The 17,991-nt window shown below is 65.0% G+C and carries 19 protein-coding genes; 8 read left to right on the forward strand and 11 right to left on the reverse strand.

Annotation, left to right across the window (positions count from 1 at the left end; all coding sequences use genetic code 11):
* Together VGG47_RS12590 and VGG47_RS12595 are read right to left on the reverse strand one after the other, a co-directional pair.
* On the reverse strand, positions 1-1,409 hold a 1,409-nt coding region (locus VGG47_RS12590), incomplete at its 3' end, for a GTP-binding protein (protein WP_331539071.1).
* Between the two features lie 193 nt (positions 1,410-1,602).
* The gene (locus VGG47_RS12595) at positions 1,603-1,923 is read right to left on the reverse strand and encodes a hypothetical protein (protein ID WP_331539073.1); all 321 of its coding nucleotides are present in this window, start codon (positions 1,921-1,923) and stop codon (positions 1,603-1,605) included.
* 368 nt (positions 1,924-2,291) lie between these two features.
* Here VGG47_RS12595 and VGG47_RS12600 point away from each other — a divergent pair, with 368 nt between their 5' ends.
* Positions 2,292-2,960, forward strand: a complete 669-nt coding sequence (locus VGG47_RS12600; RefSeq protein ID WP_331539075.1) for a hypothetical protein — start codon at positions 2,292-2,294, stop codon at positions 2,958-2,960.
* A 193-nt stretch (positions 2,961-3,153) separates the two neighbouring features.
* Here the strand turns inward: VGG47_RS12600 and odhB are convergent, their stop codons facing one another.
* The 5 genes from odhB to zapE all read right to left on the reverse strand — a co-directional run bounded on the left by odhB (position 3,154) and on the right by zapE (position 11,048).
* The gene (odhB, locus tag VGG47_RS12605) at positions 3,154-4,389 is read right to left on the reverse strand and encodes a 2-oxoglutarate dehydrogenase complex dihydrolipoyllysine-residue succinyltransferase (RefSeq protein WP_331539077.1); all 1,236 of its coding nucleotides are present in this window, start codon (positions 4,387-4,389) and stop codon (positions 3,154-3,156) included.
* 161 nt (positions 4,390-4,550) lie between these two features.
* Positions 4,551-7,403: a 2-oxoglutarate dehydrogenase E1 component gene (locus tag VGG47_RS12610; RefSeq protein WP_331539079.1), complete on the reverse strand. Its 2,853-nt coding sequence runs from the start codon at positions 7,401-7,403 to the stop codon at positions 4,551-4,553.
* Positions 7,404-7,632: 229 nt separating this feature from the next.
* The gene (gene sucD, locus VGG47_RS12615) at positions 7,633-8,508 is read right to left on the reverse strand and encodes a succinate--CoA ligase subunit alpha (protein ID WP_331539081.1); all 876 of its coding nucleotides are present in this window, start codon (positions 8,506-8,508) and stop codon (positions 7,633-7,635) included.
* The gene (gene sucC / locus VGG47_RS12620) at positions 8,508-9,704 is read right to left on the reverse strand and encodes an ADP-forming succinate--CoA ligase subunit beta (RefSeq protein ID WP_331539083.1); all 1,197 of its coding nucleotides are present in this window, start codon (positions 9,702-9,704) and stop codon (positions 8,508-8,510) included. Before sucC ends, sucD begins: the two co-directional genes overlap by 1 nt.
* 195 nt (positions 9,705-9,899) lie before the next feature.
* Complete coding sequence (gene zapE / locus VGG47_RS12625; RefSeq protein ID WP_331539085.1) at positions 9,900-11,048, reverse strand: cell division protein ZapE; 1,149 nt, start codon at positions 11,046-11,048, stop codon at positions 9,900-9,902.
* Between the two features lie 89 nt (positions 11,049-11,137).
* Here zapE and VGG47_RS12630 point away from each other — a divergent pair, with 89 nt between their 5' ends.
* A complete protein-coding gene (locus VGG47_RS12630; RefSeq protein ID WP_331539107.1) occupies positions 11,138-11,782 on the forward strand; it encodes a 2OG-Fe(II) oxygenase in 645 nt (214 codons plus the stop codon).
* Positions 11,783-11,933: 151 nt separating this feature from the next.
* Here VGG47_RS12630 and VGG47_RS12635 read toward each other — a convergent pair whose 3' ends face one another.
* From VGG47_RS12635 to VGG47_RS12650, 4 genes are all read right to left on the reverse strand, one after another.
* Positions 11,934-12,827 (reverse strand): ABC transporter ATP-binding protein, encoded by an 894-nt coding sequence (locus VGG47_RS12635; protein WP_331539087.1) that lies wholly within the window; start codon positions 12,825-12,827, stop codon positions 11,934-11,936.
* A complete protein-coding gene (locus VGG47_RS12640; RefSeq protein ID WP_331539089.1) occupies positions 12,824-13,207 on the reverse strand; it encodes a RidA family protein in 384 nt (127 codons plus the stop codon). Before VGG47_RS12640 ends, VGG47_RS12635 begins: the two co-directional genes overlap by 4 nt.
* A 173-nt stretch (positions 13,208-13,380) precedes the next feature.
* Positions 13,381-14,100 (reverse strand): molybdate ABC transporter permease subunit, encoded by a 720-nt coding sequence (locus VGG47_RS12645; RefSeq protein ID WP_331539091.1) that lies wholly within the window; start codon positions 14,098-14,100, stop codon positions 13,381-13,383.
* Between the two features lie 38 nt (positions 14,101-14,138).
* Positions 14,139-15,056, reverse strand: coding sequence for an extracellular solute-binding protein (locus VGG47_RS12650; protein WP_331539093.1), 918 nt, complete (start codon positions 15,054-15,056; stop codon positions 14,139-14,141).
* 83 nt (positions 15,057-15,139) lie between these two features.
* Between VGG47_RS12650 and VGG47_RS12655 the strand changes: the two genes are divergently transcribed.
* From VGG47_RS12655 to VGG47_RS12680, 6 genes are read left to right on the forward strand one after another with little or no spacing between them, the layout of a single operon-like run.
* The gene (locus VGG47_RS12655) at positions 15,140-15,523 is read left to right on the forward strand and encodes a winged helix-turn-helix domain-containing protein (protein WP_331539095.1); all 384 of its coding nucleotides are present in this window, start codon (positions 15,140-15,142) and stop codon (positions 15,521-15,523) included.
* Positions 15,524-15,535: 12 nt separating this feature from the next.
* Complete coding sequence (gene pgsA, locus VGG47_RS12660; RefSeq protein ID WP_331539097.1) at positions 15,536-16,120, forward strand: CDP-diacylglycerol--glycerol-3-phosphate 3-phosphatidyltransferase; 585 nt, start codon at positions 15,536-15,538, stop codon at positions 16,118-16,120.
* Positions 16,121-16,126: 6 nt separating this feature from the next.
* Entirely contained in the window at positions 16,127-16,624 is a 498-nt protein-coding gene (gene mobB, locus VGG47_RS12665) for a molybdopterin-guanine dinucleotide biosynthesis protein B (RefSeq protein WP_331539099.1), read from the forward strand.
* Between the two features lie 16 nt (positions 16,625-16,640).
* Positions 16,641-17,051 (forward strand): hypothetical protein, encoded by a 411-nt coding sequence (locus VGG47_RS12670; RefSeq protein WP_331539101.1) that lies wholly within the window; start codon positions 16,641-16,643, stop codon positions 17,049-17,051.
* The gene (gene moaD, locus VGG47_RS12675) at positions 17,048-17,299 is read left to right on the forward strand and encodes a molybdopterin converting factor subunit 1 (RefSeq protein WP_331539103.1); all 252 of its coding nucleotides are present in this window, start codon (positions 17,048-17,050) and stop codon (positions 17,297-17,299) included. Before VGG47_RS12670 ends, moaD begins: the two co-directional genes overlap by 4 nt.
* A 1-nt stretch (position 17,300) precedes the next feature.
* Positions 17,301-17,756: a molybdenum cofactor biosynthesis protein MoaE gene (locus VGG47_RS12680; RefSeq protein WP_331539105.1), complete on the forward strand. Its 456-nt coding sequence runs from the start codon at positions 17,301-17,303 to the stop codon at positions 17,754-17,756.
* Positions 17,757-17,991: the final 235 nt, after the last annotated feature.

Here is a 17,991-nt window from a genome sequence, read left to right on the forward strand (position 1 = left end):
CGGTTCATCACGCCGGTGCCGCGGGTGTCGGTGAGGAACTCGCCGTGATAGCCGATCAGGCCGCGGGCGGGGATGCGGAAGGTCAGGCGCTGCTTGCCGCCGCCGGAGGGGCGCAGGTCGGTCATCTCGCCCTTGCGGCGGGACATCTTCTCCACGACCGCGCCGGCATAGGGCTCGTCGACGTCGATCAGCACGTCCTCATACGGCTCCTCGCGCTCGCCCGCCTCGTTGGTGCGGGTCAGCACGCGCGGGCGGCCGATGGTGAGCTCGAAGCCTTCGCGGCGCATGGTCTCGATCAGCACGCCGAGCTGGAGTTCGCCGCGCCCGGAGACCTCGAACGCGTCGGTCTCGGAGCTGCTGGAGATCTGGATGGCGACATTGCCTTCCGCCTCGCTGAACAGCCGATCGCGGATCTGGCGGGACGTCACCTTCTTGCCCTCGCGCCCGGCCAGCGGGCCGTCATTGATGCGGAAGGTCATGGACAGGGTCGGCGGGTCGATCGGGGTTGCGGCGAGCGGGCCGGTGACTTCCGGGGAGCAGATGGTGTGCGGGATGGTGGCGTCCGTCAGGCCGGCGACGGCGACGATGTCACCCGCGCTCACCTCATCCACCGCCACGCGCTCCAGGCCACGGAACGAGAGCAGCTTGGTCAGGCGGCCGGTTTCCACCACGGTGCCGTCCAGGCGCAGCACTTTCACCGGCATGTTGAGGGTGGCGCGGCCCTGCTCGACGCGGCCGGTCAGCACGCGGCCGAGGAAGGTGTCGGACTCGAGGATCGAGGCGACCATGGCGAAGGGCGCTTCGACATCGAGTTTCGGCGCCGGAACGTGGCTCAAGATCAGGTCGAACAGCGGGTTCAGGTTTTCGCGCGGCGCGTCCAGGTCGGCCACTGCCCAGCCCTGGCGGCCGGAGGCGAACAGCATCGGGAAGTCGAGCTGCTGCTCATTGGCGTCGAGCGCCGCGAACAGGTCGAAAATCTCGTTATGCACGTCGTCAGGGCGGGCGTCGCCACGGTCGATCTTGTTGACGATGACCATCGGGCGCAGGCCGCGGGCGAGTGCCTTGCCGAGCACGAACTTGGTCTGCGGCAGCACGCCTTCGGCGGCGTCAACCAGCAGCACCGCGCCGTCCACCATGTTCAGGATGCGCTCCACCTCGCCGCCGAAATCGGCGTGGCCAGGGGTGTCGACGATGTTGATCCGCGTGTCCTTCCAGACCACCGAGGCAACCTTCGCCAGAATCGTGATCCCACGTTCCTTTTCCAGGTCGTTGCGGTCGAGCGCGCGCTCCGCCACGGCCTGATGCGCGGCGAAGGCGCCGGACTGCTTCAGCAACTGGTCGGTGAGCGTGGTCTTGCCATGGTCAACGTGGGCGATGATGGCGATATTGCGGATATTCGGTACGGACATAAATGCGCCTGACTGTTAACAGCAAATATGGGCCTGCCGACCCGCAATCAGGGGACGGCCGATCCATGGGGATGCCTGGACGAAAATTCTACGGCCTCCGCATAGCGATATTGCGCTGCAAAAGCGAGGGGGCAAAACGGAATGGGCGCCCTGCGGCGCCCATCCCAGGACTTTTTTTCCAACTTTTGCAGGGCTACTGCACGGTACTGCCGCCCATTCCGTTGTTCATCATGCCGTTATGATGCATCGCCATGTTGGTATCCTGCGCCGCCTGGGTCCAGTTGCCGCTGCGCAACGCGGCGCGGGCGTTCTCAACCGCGGTGATGCGCGGTGAGCTGTCGCGCGTCCCGGCGTTGGATTGCGGCACCGAGCGCGTCAGCATGAGGGTCTCGGCGTGGCTCAGCATGTTGTCGGCCTGGGCGCGGTGACGCTGCTGGATCGCCATGCTGGCGCGGTGCAGATACATGCCGGCCTCGTCATTCCCGGTCCCGGCGTGCGGCTGCATAGGGGACATCGCTCCCGGGGACGACATGCCTTGAGATGGAGCCATGCCCGGAGATGGAGCCATGCCTTGAGATGGAGCCATACCGGGAGACGGAGACATACCCTGAGATGGAGCCATACCCGGAGACGGAGACATGCCCGGGGACATGGCGCCGGGCGGTGTGGTCTGAGCGAAAGCCATGCCGGTGGTCACGATCAAAGCGGCTGAAGCCAGCCAGAGGGAGCGCATTTCCAATCTCCTTGTTTTACGAATCGCCACGTGGTTTCCGAAAGAAACGTGGGCGGCGGGAGGGTGGGAGCAAGACGTTTTTACCTCTCTCCAATATTAAACACTCGTCATGACAACCTGCGCGCGATAAGGAAGCTCGCGGGGGTAGCGTGAAGGCTGGGATCATAGTGGGGGCGGTGCTGGCGCTGGGATTTTGCGCGCGCGCGGCGGCGGACATTCCGCCCGTCCAGGCCTGCGCCGCTGCTGGGCGCGCCGCCGAGCAGGCCGCCGCCTTGCCGGCCAATCTGCTGCTGTCGATCGGCCTGGTGGAGAGCGGCCGCGCCGACACGCTGACCGGGCATGTCGCCTCTTGGCCCTGGACCGTAAACGTGGATGGCGCCGGGCGATTTTTCGCCGATGAAGGGGCGGCGATCGCGTTCGTGCGGCTGGCGGAATCCTCCGGCGCGCGGGATGTCGATGTCGGCTGTTTCCAGATCAGCCTGCAGGACCACCCGGACGCTTTCGCGACCCTGGCCGACGCATTCGACCCGGTGCGAAACGCCGGCTACGCGGCCGGTTTTCTGGCCCGGCTGCAACGCCAGACCGGCTCCTGGGTCAGCGCCATCGCCGATTACCATTCCGCCACGCCGGATCTCGGCCTGCCTTACGAGCGCCGCGTGCTGGCGGTGTGGCACGGCCAAAGCGGGGCCGTGCTGGACTCCCCGGACCCCTTCGTGATCCTGCAAACATCGGCGGCGCGGCTTGTGCACGTGTACACCATGGACGATCCGCCGAGCGCCGGTTTGCCCAGGGGGTTGCCGCGAGTGATCACGCCGTAAGGCAAGATAAAAAGGAAGCGGCCGCTTTTAAAAAAGCGGCGCAAAAATTTTTGCTATGCTGGGCCATGGGCGGTGTCGCCGACAACGCCCATGGCCCAGGTTAACAAAGTTTTTTTGCTACTTTTTGTTCACAAAAAGTAGTCTTTCTTTGCTTGCCTGAGCCATAAAAAAGGGGGCCGAAGCCCCCTTTTCATCAGATCGCCAGCAGCAGGCGGCGCGGGTCTTCCAGGCTTTCCTTCACGCGGACCAGGAAGGACACGGCCTCGCGTCCGTCGATGATGCGGTGGTCGTAGGAGACCGCCAGGTACATCATCGGCCGGATCTCGATCTTGCCGCCGACCACGACCGGGCGGTCCTGGATCTTGTGCATCCCCAGGATGGCCGATTGCGGCGGGTTGAGGATCGGCGTGCTCATCAGCGAGCCGTACACGCCGCCATTGGTGATCGAGAACGTGCCGCCGGAGAGTTCCTCCAGCTTCAGCGTGCCTTCCTTGGCGCGCTTGGCGAAGCCGGCGATCTCGGCCTCGATCTCGGACAGCGATTTCTGGTCGGCGTCGCGGATCACCGGAACCACCAGGCCGTTGGCGCCGCCGACGGCGATGCCCATGTTGACGAACTTCTTGTAGACGATGTCGTCACCGTCGATCTCGGCGTTCACCGCCGGGAATTCGGCCAGCCCGGCGCAGACGGCTTTCACGAAGAAGCTGTTGAAGCCGAGACGCACGCCCTTGTGCTTCTTTTCGAAGGCTTCGCGATACTCGCTGCGCAGCGCCATGATGGCGCTCATGTCGACCTCGTTGAACGTGGTCAGCATGGCGGCGGTGTTCTGGGCCTCCTTGAGGCGCGAGGCGATGGTCTTGCGCAGGCGCGTCATCTTCACGCGCTCTTCGCGCACGTCCGGGGCGCGCGGCGCCTTGGCGGCCGGGGCCGGGGCCGGGGCCGGGGTGGCCGGCTTGCTGACGAAGGCCAGCACGTCTCCCTTGGAGATGCGGCGGTCCTTGGCGGTGCCGGCGCCGACATCGGCGGCGGAGAGATTGCGCTCCTCCATCAGCTTGGCGGCGGCGGGCAGGGCAGCACCCGGGCGGGGCACCGGGCCGGGGGCGGCTGGCGGCGGGTTGACGCCGACGGTGGGGGCGGCGGCATGCGCCGGCGCCTTCGGCGCTTCCGCGCGCGCGGACGGCGTCGCGGCGCCCGCGCCGTCGACGCGGCCGAGCAGGGCGCCGACTTCGACTTCCGCCCCTTCAGCGGCGATGATCTCGGCGATCACGCCGGCTTGCGGCGCGTTCACCTCGACGGTGACCTTATCCGTTTCCAGCTCGACCACAGGTTCGTCGGCGGCGACGGTTTCGCCGGCTTTCTTGATCCAGCGCGCGATGGTCGCGCTGGTGACGCTTTCGCCCAGCGTCGGGACGGTGATGTCGGCAGCCATAGATGCTCCTCAGTTTTTTACGCCACGTCAAAGAAAAAGTCTGGTGTGCGGTGTGGGCGGGTTAGAGCATGATTGCTTGCATCAATCATGCTCTATTCTTGTTTGCGCGCAATTTCAGGGCTCGATCGAACCGTTATGCGGTTCGATCGAGCCCTATCGCGCTAGACCGTCAACGCCGCGTTCACCAACGCCGCCTGTTCGGCGGCATGGGTCTTGGCGAGGCCGGTGGCGGGGCTCGCCGCGGCCTTGCGCCCGATATAGCGGGGCCGCTTGGCGACGCCGTCCAGGCAGGCGAGAACGGCTTCGATCCGCCGGTCCACGAACGTCCAGCCGCCGTTATTCTCCGGCTCCTCCTGGCACCACACCACCTCGGCCTTGGTGTAGGCCTCGATCGCGGTTTTGAGGGATTTGGCCGGGAATGGGTAGAACTGCTCCATCCGCACGAGGGCGACATCCTTGATGCCGCGCTCGCGGCGCTCGGCCACCAGGTCGTAATAGACCTTGCCCGAGCAGATCACGACGCGCTTCACCTGATCGGGGGCCGCCAACTCGTCGGTCTCGGGGATGACGAACTTGAAGCTGGAGCCGTTGGTCATCTCGTCCAGCGTGGAGACCGCCAGCTTGTGCCGCAGCAGCGATTTCGGCGTCATCAGCACCAGCGGCTTGCGGAAGTTGCGCTTCAGCTGCCGGCGCAGGGCGTGGAAATAGTTGGCCGGGGTGGTGAGGTTGCAGACCGTCATGTTGTGCTCGGCGCAGAGCTGCAGGTAGCGCTCCAGCCGGGCGGAGGAGTGCTCCGGCCCCTGGCCTTCCTGGCCGTGCGGGAGCAGCAGAGTGAGGCCGCACATGCGCAGCCACTTGGTCTCGCCCGAGGCCAGGAACTGGTCGATGATCACCTGCGCGCCGTTGGCGAAGTCGCCGAACTGCGCTTCCCAGAGCACCAGCACGCCGGGGTCGGCGATGGCGTAGCCGTATTCGAAGCCGAGCACACCGGCTTCCGAGAGCAGCGAGTTGAAGATCTCGATGCGCGACTGACCTTCGCGGACGTTGTTCAGCGGCACGTATTCATGCTGGTTGGACTGATCGATCAGCACCGCATGGCGCTGGCTGAAAGTGCCGCGCTGGCAGTCCTCGCCGGAGAGCCGCACGCGGTGGCCGTCGAGCATCAACGTGCCGAAGGCCAGCGCCTCGCCGGTCGCCCAGTCGATGCCGGTGCCGGAGTCGATCATCTGCTTCTTGGCTTCGAGCTGGCGCAGGATCTTCGGATTGATGTCGAAATTCTCCGGCGGCTTGGAGAGGGCGGCGCCGACCTCGCGTAGCTGCGCGATGGGGGCGGCGGTGGCCTCCTCGACCTGCTCGCTCTCCTCGCCGGCCTCGTTCAGCCCGGACCAATGGCCTTCCAGCCAGTCGGCCTTGTTCACCTTGTAGGACTGCGCGCCCTTGTAAGCTTCTTCCAGCGTCTGGTTGTAGTCGTCGGCCAGTTTCTGGGCGGTGGCGGCGGGAATGCTGCCTTCCGCCGCGAGACGCTCGGCATACAGCGCCCGCGTGGTTTTTAACGCGCGAATCGACTTGTACATTAGGGGCTGGGTGAAGGCAGGCTCGTCATTCTCGTTATGGCCGTGGCGGCGGTAGCAGACCAGGTCGATGACCACGTCCACCGCGAATTCCATGCGGAAGTCGGTGGCGAGGCGGGCGGCGAACACCACGGCTTCCGGATTGTCGCCATTCACATGCAGGATCGGCGACTGCACGGATTTCGCCACGTCTGTGCAATACAGGCCGGAGAAGGCATGGGCGGGGATGGTGGTGAAGCCGATCTGGTTGTTCACGACCAGATGGATCGAGCCGCCGGTGCGGTAGCCGATCAGCTGGCTCATCGCCAGGGTTTCATAGACCAGGCCCTGGCCGGCGAAGGCGGCGTCGCCATGCATGATGACGCCCATGGCTTTGCGGCGGGTCTTGGTGTCGCCCATCATGTCCTGGCGGGCGCGGATCTTGCCGACCACCACCGGGTCCACCGCCTCGAGATGCGAGGGGTTGGGCTGCAGCGACAGATGCACCTGGTTGCCGTTGATGGTGACGTCGGTCGAGGTGCCGAGATGGTATTTCACGTCGCCGGAGCCCTGCACGTCCTCGGGCTTGGCGCTGGCGCCGCCGAATTCGCTGAACAAGGCGGTCAGCGGCTTTTTGACGATGTTGACCAGGGTGTTGAGGCGGCCGCGATGCGGCATGCCGATGGCGATTTCCTGGACGCCCTGATCGGCGGCGGTCTCGATGATGGCGTGCAGCGCCGGGATGGTGGTCTCGCCGCCTTCCAGGCCGAAGCGCTTGGTGCCGACATAGCGGCGCTGGCAGAAGGTCTCGAAGCTATCCGCCTCGGTCAGCTGGCGCAGGATCTTTTCCTTGTCCTGCGGGCCGAAGGTGGTGAGCCAGGGCGCGCCTTCCAGGCGCTGCTGCAGCCAGGCTTTTTGCGTCGGGTCCTGGATGTGCATGAATTCCAGGCCGATCGGGCCGCAATAGCTGGCGCGCAGGATCTCCAGGATCTCGCGCATCGTCGCGGTTTCGTGGCCGAGCACGCCGTCGATGAAAATCGGCCGGTCCATGTCGGCTTCGGTGAAGCCGTAGGTCGCGGAGTCGAGCTCGACATGATAGGCGGGCTGCTTCAGCCCCAGCGGGTCGAGCTGCGCCTGCAGATGGCCGCGCACGCGGTAGACGCGGATCAGCATCAGCGCGCGGATGGAATCCAGCGTCGCGGCGCGGGTGTCAGTGGTCAGGGGGGCGGGTTTGGCGGCGCCGGGTGCGGGCGCCTGGGCCTCGAAGACGACCGGGCGGGGCGCCCAGGAGGCGCCGGAAGCGTCGGTCAGGACCGACTTGGCCTCATCGTCGAGGGCCGCGAACAGGGCAGCGAAATCGCCGTCCACCGAATTCGGGTCGGTGACCCATTTGGCATAAAGCTGGGCGATAAATTGCGCATTCGCGCCATTCATTGCAGTTGCGATGACGTCTACACCGGCCATAGCGAACCTATCCTCCGTTGAGCATACAGACCCGCCGGTTTGTGCGGCGGTGGGCGGGGCACCCGTTTTGACGTTGCGCGGGGCACTCTACCCATGCGCGCATATAAGCCAATAGGCTGAGGCAATCGCGGCCCAACGAGAAGGGGGCAGGGTTGTTACGCATGCATGAGTTGTTCATGAACTGCGTAAAACCCTGCCCCCTTGTTAGGCCCCGACTAGGACGAAAAAACTACGCCTGCAGCGCCTTCACCATGGTGCTGCCCAGCGCTGCCGGGCTGTCGGCGACGAAAATGCCGGCTTCCTTCATGGCGGCGGTCTTGGCCTCGGCGGTGTCCTTGCCGCCGGAGATCACGGCGCCGGCATGGCCCATGCGGCGGCCGGGCGGGGCGGTGACACCGGCGATGAAGCCGACGATGGGTTTCTTGATCTTGTGCCGGGCGAGGAATTCCGCGGCGTCGATCTCGGAGGGCCCGCCGATTTCGCCGATCATGATGATCGCCTGGGTCTCGTCGTCATGCAGGAACAGGTCGAGCACCTCGATGAAGTCGAGGCCCTTCACCGGGTCGCCGCCGATGCCGACGCAGGAGGACTGGCCGAGGCCGGCCGCCGTGGTCTGCGCCACCGCTTCGTAGGTGAGGGTGCCGGAGCGCGAGACGATGCCGATCGAGCCGCGCTTGTGGATATGCCCTGGCATGATGCCGATCTTGCATTCGTCCGGGGTGATGACGCCGGGGCAGTTCGGGCCGACCAGGAGCGATTTCGAGCCGGAGAGGGCGCGCTTGACCCGCACCATGTCCAGCACCGGAATGCCCTCGGTGATGCAGACGATCAGCTCCACGCCGGCGTCGATGGCTTCCAGGATGGAGTCGGCGGCGAACGGCGGGGGCACGTAGATGGCCGAGGCGTTGGCGCCGGTTGTTTGCACCGCTTCGCCGACCGTGTTGAAGACCGGCAGGTCGAGATGCTTCTGGCCGCCCTTGCCGGGGGTGACGCCGCCGACCACCTGGGTGCCGTAGGCCAAAGCCTGCTCAGAGTGGAAGGTGCCTTGCGCGCCGGTAAAGCCCTGGGTGATGACCTTGGTGTTCTTGTTGACGAGAATGGCCATTACGCGGCTTCCTTCACGGCTTTGACGATTTTTTCAGCGGCGTCGGCGAGGTTGTCGGCGGGGATGATCGGCAGGCCGGATTTGGCCATGATGTCCTTGCCGAGCTGCACGTTGGTGCCTTCCAGGCGCACCACCAGCGGCACCGAGAGCGAGACTTCGCGCGCGGCGGCGATCACGCCTTCGGCGATCACGTCGCAGCGCATGATGCCGCCGAAAATGTTGACGAGGATGCCTTCGACATTCGGATCCGAGAGGATGATCTTGAAGGCCGCGGTGACGCGTTCCTTGGTGGCGCCGCCGCCGACATCGAGGAAGTTCGCGGGCTCGGCGCCGTAGAGCTTGATGATGTCCATGGTCGCCATGGCGAGGCCGGCGCCGTTCACCATGCAGCCGATATTGCCGTCCAGCGCCACGTAGGAGAGGGAGTGCTTGTTGGCTTCCAGCTCCTTCGGGTCTTCCTCGGCCTCGTCGCGGAGTTTTTCGATCTCCGGATGGCGGTACAGCGCGTTGTCGTCAAAGCTCACTTTGGCGTCGAGCGCAAAAATCTCGCCGGCGCCGGTGACGACCAGCGGGTTGATCTCGATGATCGCGCAGTCCAGCGCCACGAAGGCCTGGTACATGGCGGCGACGAACTTGGTGAAGGTGGCGATCTGCTTGCCCTCGAGGCCGAGGCCGAAAGCGAGCTTGCGCGCATGGAAGGAGGAGATGCCGGTGGCCGGATCAACCGGAGCACGCAGGATCTTTTCCGGGCTGTGCGCCGCGACTTCCTCGACCTCCATGCCGCCCTCGGTGGACGCCACGATGACAATCTCCGAGACCGAGCGGTCGATCAGGAGCGAAAAATACAGCTCGCGCTTGATGTCGCAGCCGGCTTCCACATAGACGCGGCGGACCATGCGTCCGGCCGGGCCGGTCTGCTTGGTGATCAGCGTGTGGCCGATCATCGCCGCCGCGGCTTCGCGCACCTCGTCGAGGGACTTGGCGAGACGGACGCCGCCTTTGCCATTGGGATCGTTCTTGAACTTGCCGGCGCCGCGCCCACCCGCATGGATCTGCGACTTGACGACATAGATCGGGCCGGGGAGTTTTTTGGCGGCTTCGACCGCCTCTTCAGGCGTCCAGGCGACGTGACCGTCGAGCACTGCGACGCCATAGGTCTTTAGAAGTTCTTTGCCTTGGTACTCATGTATATTCATTTGGACTGAGCCTACCTTGTTTTGTTGAACGTTAGCGTGGCGTCGCTGGGCGTGCTACTCCAATCGCCGCGGCCGGGCAATAACCGTGTTGCATCGCGGCATACTTTTCATCGATCAAACATGCAGTCCAATGCATGTTTGGCATGCGGTTCCGCGGCGTGGTGCGGCTGCCAGGTTGCGTCGCGGGTGCGGCGATCACGTCAAATGCGGCCTCTGCAGATAGGTCTCGCTCTGCATTTCTTCGAGCCGTGACGCGGTGCGCTCGAAGATTTTCGCGCCTTCACCCGCGCGGTACAATTCGTCGGGCAGCGCCGCGGCGGACGCGTAGAGTTTCACGCGATGCTCATACAGCGCGTCGACCAGCGTCACGAAGCGCCGCGCCTCGTCGAAATTGTCGGGGGAGAGGCGCGGGATGCCGTCGATCAGCACCGTGCTGTAATGCGTGGCGATGGCGAGATAGTCGCCCGGGCCGAGCGGCTGGCCGCACAGATCGTGAAAGTCGAAGCGCGCGGCATCAGCGGTGCTAAGCTTCACGGTGAGTTTCCGGCCGGAAACCAGCAGCTGTTCGGGCCGCGGTGGCGTATCGCCGGCCAGTTCGGCGAAAACACGGTCCAGTGCGGCGTCGGCCCGATGGTCGGCGGGCGCATACCAGGCTTTCAAACCGTGCAGCCGGTCACGCCGGTAATCGCGCAGCGAATCCAGCACCAGCACGTCGAGGTTGTCTTTCAGCAGCGCGATGAAAGGCAGGAAGGCGTCGCGCCCCGGTTTACCTTTGTACAGATCGTCTGGGAGCGTGTTAGAGGTGGCGACGACCACCACGGCGCGGGCGAACAAGGCCTCGAACAGCCGGCCGAGGATCATCGCATCGACGATGTCGTGCACCTGGAATTCGTCGAAGCAGAGCAGTGCGGCTTCCTCGGCGATCTCGTCGGCGAGGGGCGGAATCGGGTCGTCGATCTCCGGGTTGTCACGCTTGAGGGCATGGAAGCGGCGATGCGCGTCCTGCATGAATTCGTGGAAATGGATGCGCTTTTTGCGCGGCACGTCGGCGGCTTCGAAGAACAGGTCCATCAGCATCGACTTGCCGCGGCCGACATCGCCGACCAGATACAGCCCGTGCGGCCGGTCCTGCACCTCCTCGACCGGCTTGCGGCGCAGCAGGCGGCCCATCCAGCCATTCGGCGGCGCTTTCGGGGGCGGGTTATAGCCGCGCAATTTGGCCCACAGGGCTTGCAGCCGCTCCGCGGCGCTGGCCTGGGCGGGGTCAGAGATGATGCTGCCGGCGGCGATGCGGGCGCGGTATTCCGGGATAACCCCGGGTAGCGGGGAAGAAACGCTGGACATGCGCGATTTCGATACCGCAGAGGGTTGTGCAGCGCAATAATGGGCATACTTTTGGACCATTTGACGGCAATGGCGCCGTCCAATACGGATTGACCACCATGGACATTTTCGATTTCGACTCTCTGCGTGCCACGCCGGTCTCGAACGACCCGTTCACGCATATCGTGTTGCCCCGCTTCATCAAGCCGGCGGCTTTGGCCGAGGTCGTCGCAGCACTGCCGGCGATGCGCGCCCGTGGCAGCTTCCCGACCGGGGCGCTGAGCCTCAAGCCGGCGGCGAAGGAAATGGTCGCCGGGCTGGAGGGCGCCACCTTCCGCAGCATCATCGCCGAGAAGTTCGGCCTGGAGCTGGACGGCGCGCCGGTGATGACCACGCTGCGCGGCAATTCCGGGGAGAAGGATGGGCAGATCCATACCGACTCCTCGGCCAAGCGCGTGACCATCCTGCTGTACCTGAACCCCGGCAACGGTGAGGCCTGGGCGCAGCAGAAAGGCTGCCTGCGCCTACTGCGCAACAATACCGACCTGGAAAACTACGTGGTGGAAGTGCCGCCGGTGGACGGTACGCTGCTGGTCTTCCCGAACGGGCCGACCACCTTCCACGGGCACAAGCAGTTCGTCGGCCAGCGCTATGTGATGCAGATGAACTACATGACCACCAGCACCAAGGCGAAGGCGGAAATGCGCCGCCACCACGTCTCGGCCTTCATCAAGCGCCTGACCCGGGCTGCCTGAGAAGGAAAAAGCAAGGCTACTTTTTGTGAACAAAAAGTAGCAAAAAAACTTTACTATGCTGGGCCATGGGCGTTGTCGATGACACAGCCCATGGCCCAGCATAGTAAAAGTTTTTGCGCCGCTTTTTTTAAAAAGCGGCTACTTTTTTCCTTTAGCTTCGAAGCCTTCGCAGCTTGTCCGGCGCGATGTGCAGGCACAGCGTTGCGCCAGGCGTAAAAGCCTCGGCCGTATTTTCTGTATGCACGATCACCGGCTGGGGCATGGCGCAATCCAGGCGCAGCCCGCTCCCATGTGCCCGGACCCGGACGATGCGGGCCTCCCTTCCGGCGGTGGCGGGGCGAAAATCCGTGCTGCGGGCGGCGAACCAGCTCTGTTCCTCCTGCCAGATATTCTCGAAGCCCAGCAGCTCGGCGGCGGCGACGCTGCCGGGGGCGGCGAAGAGGTCTCGCGGCGTGCCCTCGCGGATGATTTTCTGCTCCGAGAGCAGCACCATCCAGTCGGTGAAACCGGCGAGGCCGGGATCGTGCGTTGCCGCCAAGGCCGGCACGCCGCGCGCTGCCAGCGTGTCGATCAGCCACGTGAAGGTGGCGTCGCGGGTGGTGGCGTCGAGCCCGCTTGAGGGTTCGTCCAGCAGCAGCAATTTGGGCCGGTGGGCGAGGGCGCGGGCCAAGGCGACGCGCTGCGCCTGGCCGCCGGAAAGCTGCGTCGCCGGGCGCGGGGCCAAATCCAGCAGGCCCAACTCATCGAGCAGGGTTTTCGCGCGCTCGAACCGGTCGCGGCCGCGCAGCGGATAAGCGACGTTTTCCAGCGCCGTGAGGTGCGGAAACAAGGCGGCGTTCTGCGGCAGATAGCCGACCTCGCGCAGCTCCGGGGGCAGCCCCGCCCAGGGTGTGCCGGTGGCCTGGACGAGCCCGGCCAGGGCCTTGATCAGCGAGGATTTGCCGGCGCCGGAACGGCCGAGCAGGGCGGTGAAGCCGCGGATCTCGAAGGCGACATGCAGGGCGATCGGGTGGGTCAGGCGGTAATCGACCGCGAAAGGGGTCACGGGCTGATCCGGGCGGTGACTTCAATCTCGATGCGCATGCGCGGGTCCATCAGCCCGGCGGCGAGCATGGTTGCGGCGGGGCGGATGTCGCCGAGATGCTTTTGCAGGACCGGCCAGCATTGTTCGAACGCTGCACCACCTTCGGGCACGATGTAGCGGATGCGGACGATGTCTTTCAGCCCCGCGCCCGCTTCGTGCAGCGCCGCGGCGATGTTGCGGAAACATTGTTCCGTCTGCGCCGCGATGTCCTCGGCGATGGCCATGGTCGCATAATCGAAGCCGGTGGTACCGGAGACAAACACCCAGTCGCCATCCCGTACGGCGCGGGAATAGCCGATGAGACGTTCGTATTCCGATCCGGAGGAGATGAGATGTCGCATGGCAAAGTCTTGGAGCCTGAGCGCAAAGAAAGGAAGTAGCCGCTTTTTAAAAAAAGCGGCGCAAAAACTTTTATTATGCTGGGCCATGGGCGGTGTCGCGGACAACGCCCATGGCCCAGCACAGTAAAGTTTTTTTGCTACTTTTTGTTCACAAAAAGTAGTCTTCCTTTGCTCTACGCGGGCAGGCGGCGGGCTCGTAAACCGAGCCAGAGCGGCACCGGCAAGGTGACCAGCAGGAAGGTCGCGACCAGCGGGAACACCGCCTGGATGCCGAGATCCTGTACATCGGTCCATAGCTGGACCGGCATGCCGGCGGGGAAATAGGCGATGATCAGCACCACGCCGAATTCGCCCAGCGCCCGCACCCAGCACAAAGCCAAAGCGGCGGCGAGGCCGCGCTGCGCCAGCGGCAAAGTGACGCGGAAGAACACGCGCATCTGCGTATCGCCGAGCGTGCGGGCGACCCGCTCATATTCCACGGGCACCTCGACGAAGGCGGAGCGTGCCGTCAGCACATAGGTCGGCAGCGCCCCATACAGCGACGCCAGCACGAAGGCGGCGGGGGTGTTGGTGAGCGTCAGCCCGATATGGCTGAAAAATTCTCCGGCCGGGGCGGCGGGGCCGTAGACGGAGGCGAGCAGGATGCCGAGCGCCAGAGCCGGGGTCAGCATCGGGATCAGCACCAGCGCCTCGGCGACAGCGCTGAGCCGGCCGCGCGTGCGGGCGAGATAGAAAGCCAGCGGCGTGCCGAATAGTGCGACGATCGTCACCGCAGCGGCGCCGCCGGCAAGCGAGGTGACGATGGCCCAGACATCCGTGCGCGACAGATCAGCAGGGTTCCAATCGCCACCGGTCAGCAGGCCGAGCAGGGGCGCCGAGAGAAAGGCCAGCACCAGTAGTAGCAGTGCTGGCCTCGCGTAAGACCAAAAAATCAGGCCGAGGGTCCCTTGGCGGGGCCATAGCCGTATTTGGCGAACAGTGCCTGGCCCTGCGGGCTGAGCAGGAACTTCATGTAGGCCGCAGCGGCTTTCGGGTGCTTCGCGTTTTTCAGCACGGTCGCGTAATAGACCAGCGGCGTCGGATGGATGGTCGTGACCTTGCCGGCGATGGGCAGTGTCAGCGTGGCCTGAGAATACCAGTCCTTCTGGTAAGCCGGGTCGGAGAAATTGATCTCAGGGGGAAGGTTGATATAGGGCAGGTGCAGCGAGATCACCGCGCTTTGGTAGCCGATGATGTAGTCGATCTGGCCATCCTGCAGCCGTGCCAGCAGCGAGGGTTCGGTGAAGATTTCCGCCGGGTTGACGATCGGGCCCGTGATCTTTTGCGCCAGGCCGGGAAGTTTATAGTATTTCTCCGCGAGCTGCAGGGCGAACAGCACATACTGACCCTGCGGGTCGACCCGCGGGTCGGTGCGGCCAATGCGCACGCCCGGGAGGGTCAGGAGCTGCGCGATGTCAGGATTCGGTTTGGCGAATTGCGCGGCGAATTTCGACGCCGGGGAATAGGCCAGAACCAAAGCGGAGCTGGCGACCGGCGGCGCGTTGTGCGCCAGGCCGGCGGCTCGGACGACCTTGATCGGCGGGGCGGAAACCGAGACAAACACGTCCGGGTTGATGTCCTTGCCGGTGATCAGATGGGCAAGCCCCATCGCGGCCTGGCCAATGCCATGCACGGTCGTGCCGGTTTTGGCGGTGAAGGCGGGAGCAATGCCGTGATCCATCACCGTGCCCATCGAGCCGGCAAAAGCGACGGTGATCGACGAGGTCTGCGCCTGCGCTGCGCCGGTAGCGGCGCCTACGGCGAGCAGAGAGATAGTGGCGGCGATGAGCCAGCGGCGCGATTTAGGCATGGATACTCTCCGATATGTTTGTTTAGCGATATCCTTGGCCGTATATATCGTCAATGCGCCGTGTTCGTGCTTCTGCTTCTGACATGACAAGGAAACCAAAAGAGAGCGGCTTCACTTTACGCATCCGGCTCGTCCATGGCGGGGAGCTGGTGATGGGACCCGGACGCGCCGATCTGCTGGAGCAGATCCAGGCGACTGGCTCGATCGCCGCCGCGGGCCGCGAGTTGGGCATGAGCTATAAGCGTGCCTGGGCGCTGGTGGAGGCGATGAACGGGCTGTTCCGCACGCCGGTGGTGGAGGCGGCGAAAGGCGGGGCCGGCGGCGGCGGCGCCCGGCTGACCGCGACCGGCTTGCAGGTGCTGGGGGCCTATCGCGGGCTGGAGGCGGCGTCACAGCAGGCGGGTGAGGCGTTTTTGGCGGAGTTGGGCGCCGCTTTGCCGGTTTCGCACGCGAAAAAAAACGCGTAGGGTATTGAACACATGATCAGTGACCTGCCCAATATTCTTACTCTGTCGCGCATCGCTGCGATTCCGCTGTTGGTGCTGCTGGTGGCGATCGGCGCGCCCTGGGCGGATCTGCTGGCGGCGCTGTTGTTCGCCGCCGCCGCGGTCACCGATTATCTCGACGGCAGGCTGGCGCGCGAGCGCCTGCAACTTTCCGATTTCGGCCGCATGCTCGACCCGATCGCCGACAAGCTGCTGATCGGCGCGACGCTGATGGCGCTGGTCGGATTCGGACATCTCCCGACCGGGGGCATCTACCCGGCCATCGTCATCATGCTGCGCGAGATCCTGGTCAGCGGCCTGCGCGAGTATCTCGCGGAGATCCGCATCGGCCTGCCGGTGACGCGCCTCGCGAAATGGAAGACCGGCGTGCAGATGGTGGCGCTCGGCCTGCTGCTGCTGGGGCAGGGCGGCGCGCATATCATCGGCCTGGGCGGCCTGCCGATGGCCTGGATCGGTGGCACGCTGCTCTGGGGTGCGGCGGTACTGACTCTGGTGACCGGATGGGATTACCTGAATGCCGGGCTGCGCCACGTTACCACGCCGCGCCCGACGGTCTGAGGGGTTTTGGTCCAAGCGCTCGGCATTGTCGGCTGGTCGGGCAGCGGCAAGACCACGCTGCTGACCGCGCTGATCCCGGTGCTGCGCGCGCGGGGGCTGAAAATCTCCAGCATCAAGCACGCGCATCACGATCTGCCGCTGGACAAGCCGGGCAAGGACAGCGCGCGCCATGCCGAGGCCGGGGCGGAAGAGGTGATCCTGGCTTCGGCGCGCGGCTACGCTCTGTTCTCGTATCAAAAAGATACGGCTCTGTCGGACATGCTGGCGCGGCTGCGCCCCGTGGATCTGGTGCTGGTGGAGGGGTTCAAGGGTTACGAGATCCCGAAACTTGAAGTGCACCGCCCCAGCGTTGGCAAGCCGCCGCTCTGGACCTCGATGGAGGTGATTGCCGTGGCCTCGGACGAGAAGCTGCCGGACTGCCCGGTCCCGGTGCTCGACCTGGGGGATGCGCAGGGTGTCGCCGATTTCCTCATCGGCGCACTTGGTCTAAATGAGGGGCGGTAGACTAAGGAGCGGTGATTTGCGGCACTATTTGACCATCGGCCTGATCTTGTTGCTGTCAGGCTGCGCCAGTGAGCGGCAATTCGCGGGTGCCTCGCTCTGGCCCTTCGGTAATCCCAACGCGCCGGCAGCCACGAGCGAGACCGCGCAGCGGGTGACGGGCCATCAGGCGGCGGTGGCCCCGCTCCAGCCGCAGGCGGGCGATGTTTGGCCGGGAGCGGTGCAGCCGATGCCGACGCTGAGCGAGGTGCAGCGCAACGCCAACGAGCCGGTTGGTAAGGACTATCAGCCTTCTCTGCCGTCGCCTTATCCGCCCGGCCAGGGGCCTGCGGATAACAGCAGCACTGACGATCTCGGCTCGTCGCTCTATGCCACCACGCCGGGTGGCGGGCAGGCCGTGGTGCCGGCCGCGCCGGGCGATGCGCGGTGAAAATTCTCTACTTCGCCTGGCTGCGCGAGAAGGTTGGCGCCGCTGAGGAGGAGCGGGACTTGCCCGAGGCGTTGCGCACGGTGGCAGATCTGGTGGACTGGCTGAAGCTTCAGAGCCCGCGTCATGAGGCCGCTTTCGAGAACGCGCGGCTGGTGCGCTGCGCCGTCGATCAGGAATTCGGAACGCCGGACACTTCCATCGCCGGCGCCCGGGAAATTGCCTTCTTCCCGCCGGTGACCGGAGGATAGGATGCAGCGGATCCTGGTGCAGGAGGAGGATTTCGATGTCGCCGCCGAGAACGCATGGCTTGCCACTCCGGATGTGGGCGGCATCGCCAGCTTCATCGGCACCGTGCGCGCCGACCGCGATGGCGCGCACCGGGTCACGGCGCTGCGGCTGGAACATTATCCGGGCATGACCGAAAAGGCGCTGGCCGCCATCGCCGCCGAGGCCGAGGCGCGCTGGGAGCTGACCGGCTGCACTATCATCCATCGCGTCGGCCGGCTACTGCCGGGTGATAATATCGTGTTCGTCGCCGCCGCCAGCGCACACCGCGCCGCGGCGCTGCAGGCCACGGCCTTCCTGATCGACTGGCTGAAAACCGGCGCGCCGTTCTGGAAGGCGGAGGAGCTGGCGAATGGCGAGACCGCCTGGGTGGAAGCCCGCGCCAGCGATGACGCGGCCACGGCGGCGTGGAAAGGCTGACGAAAAAGAAAGCAGCCGCTTTTTGAAAAAAGCGGCGCAAAAACTTTTGTTATGCTGGGGCATGGGCTGTGTCGCGGCCAACGCCCATGGCCCAAACTACTAACTGGACGGGCAAATAGGTATCATAATAGGACGTGGGCTGCTATCACATAGGCATGCCCATCGATCGTGATTTCCGCAAACTCCCTGCATCGACACAGGCCGAACTGCGACGCGTCGCCGTGAACATGGTACT

Source organism: Acidocella sp., assembly GCF_036489515.1.
Taxonomy (GTDB): domain Bacteria; phylum Pseudomonadota; class Alphaproteobacteria; order Acetobacterales; family Acetobacteraceae; genus Acidocella.

Excerpts from the sequence above, each read along its gene's own strand:
- sucD (WP_331539081.1), bottom strand. The coding sequence starts at position 8,508 with ATGGCCATTCTCGTCAACAAGAACACCAAGGTCATCACCCAGGGCTTT.
- VGG47_RS12640 (WP_331539089.1), bottom strand. The coding sequence starts at position 13,207 with ATGCGACATCTCATCTCCTCCGGATCGGAATACGAACGTCTCATCGGC.
- VGG47_RS12680 (WP_331539105.1), top strand. The coding sequence starts at position 17,301 with ATGCAGCGGATCCTGGTGCAGGAGGAGGATTTCGATGTCGCCGCCGAG.
- VGG47_RS12650 (WP_331539093.1), bottom strand. The coding sequence starts at position 15,056 with ATGCCTAAATCGCGCCGCTGGCTCATCGCCGCCACTATCTCTCTGCTC.
- pgsA (WP_331539097.1), top strand. The coding sequence starts at position 15,536 with ATGATCAGTGACCTGCCCAATATTCTTACTCTGTCGCGCATCGCTGCG.
- zapE (WP_331539085.1), bottom strand. The coding sequence starts at position 11,048 with ATGTCCAGCGTTTCTTCCCCGCTACCCGGGGTTATCCCGGAATACCGC.
- VGG47_RS12610 (WP_331539079.1), bottom strand. The coding sequence starts at position 7,403 with ATGGCCGGTGTAGACGTCATCGCAACTGCAATGAATGGCGCGAATGCG.
- VGG47_RS12655 (WP_331539095.1), top strand. The coding sequence starts at position 15,140 with ATGACAAGGAAACCAAAAGAGAGCGGCTTCACTTTACGCATCCGGCTC.
- odhB (WP_331539077.1), bottom strand. The coding sequence starts at position 4,389 with ATGGCTGCCGACATCACCGTCCCGACGCTGGGCGAAAGCGTCACCAGC.
- VGG47_RS12595 (WP_331539073.1), bottom strand. The coding sequence starts at position 1,923 with ATGTCCCCTATGCAGCCGCACGCCGGGACCGGGAATGACGAGGCCGGC.
- sucC (WP_331539083.1), bottom strand. The coding sequence starts at position 9,704 with ATGAATATACATGAGTACCAAGGCAAAGAACTTCTAAAGACCTATGGC.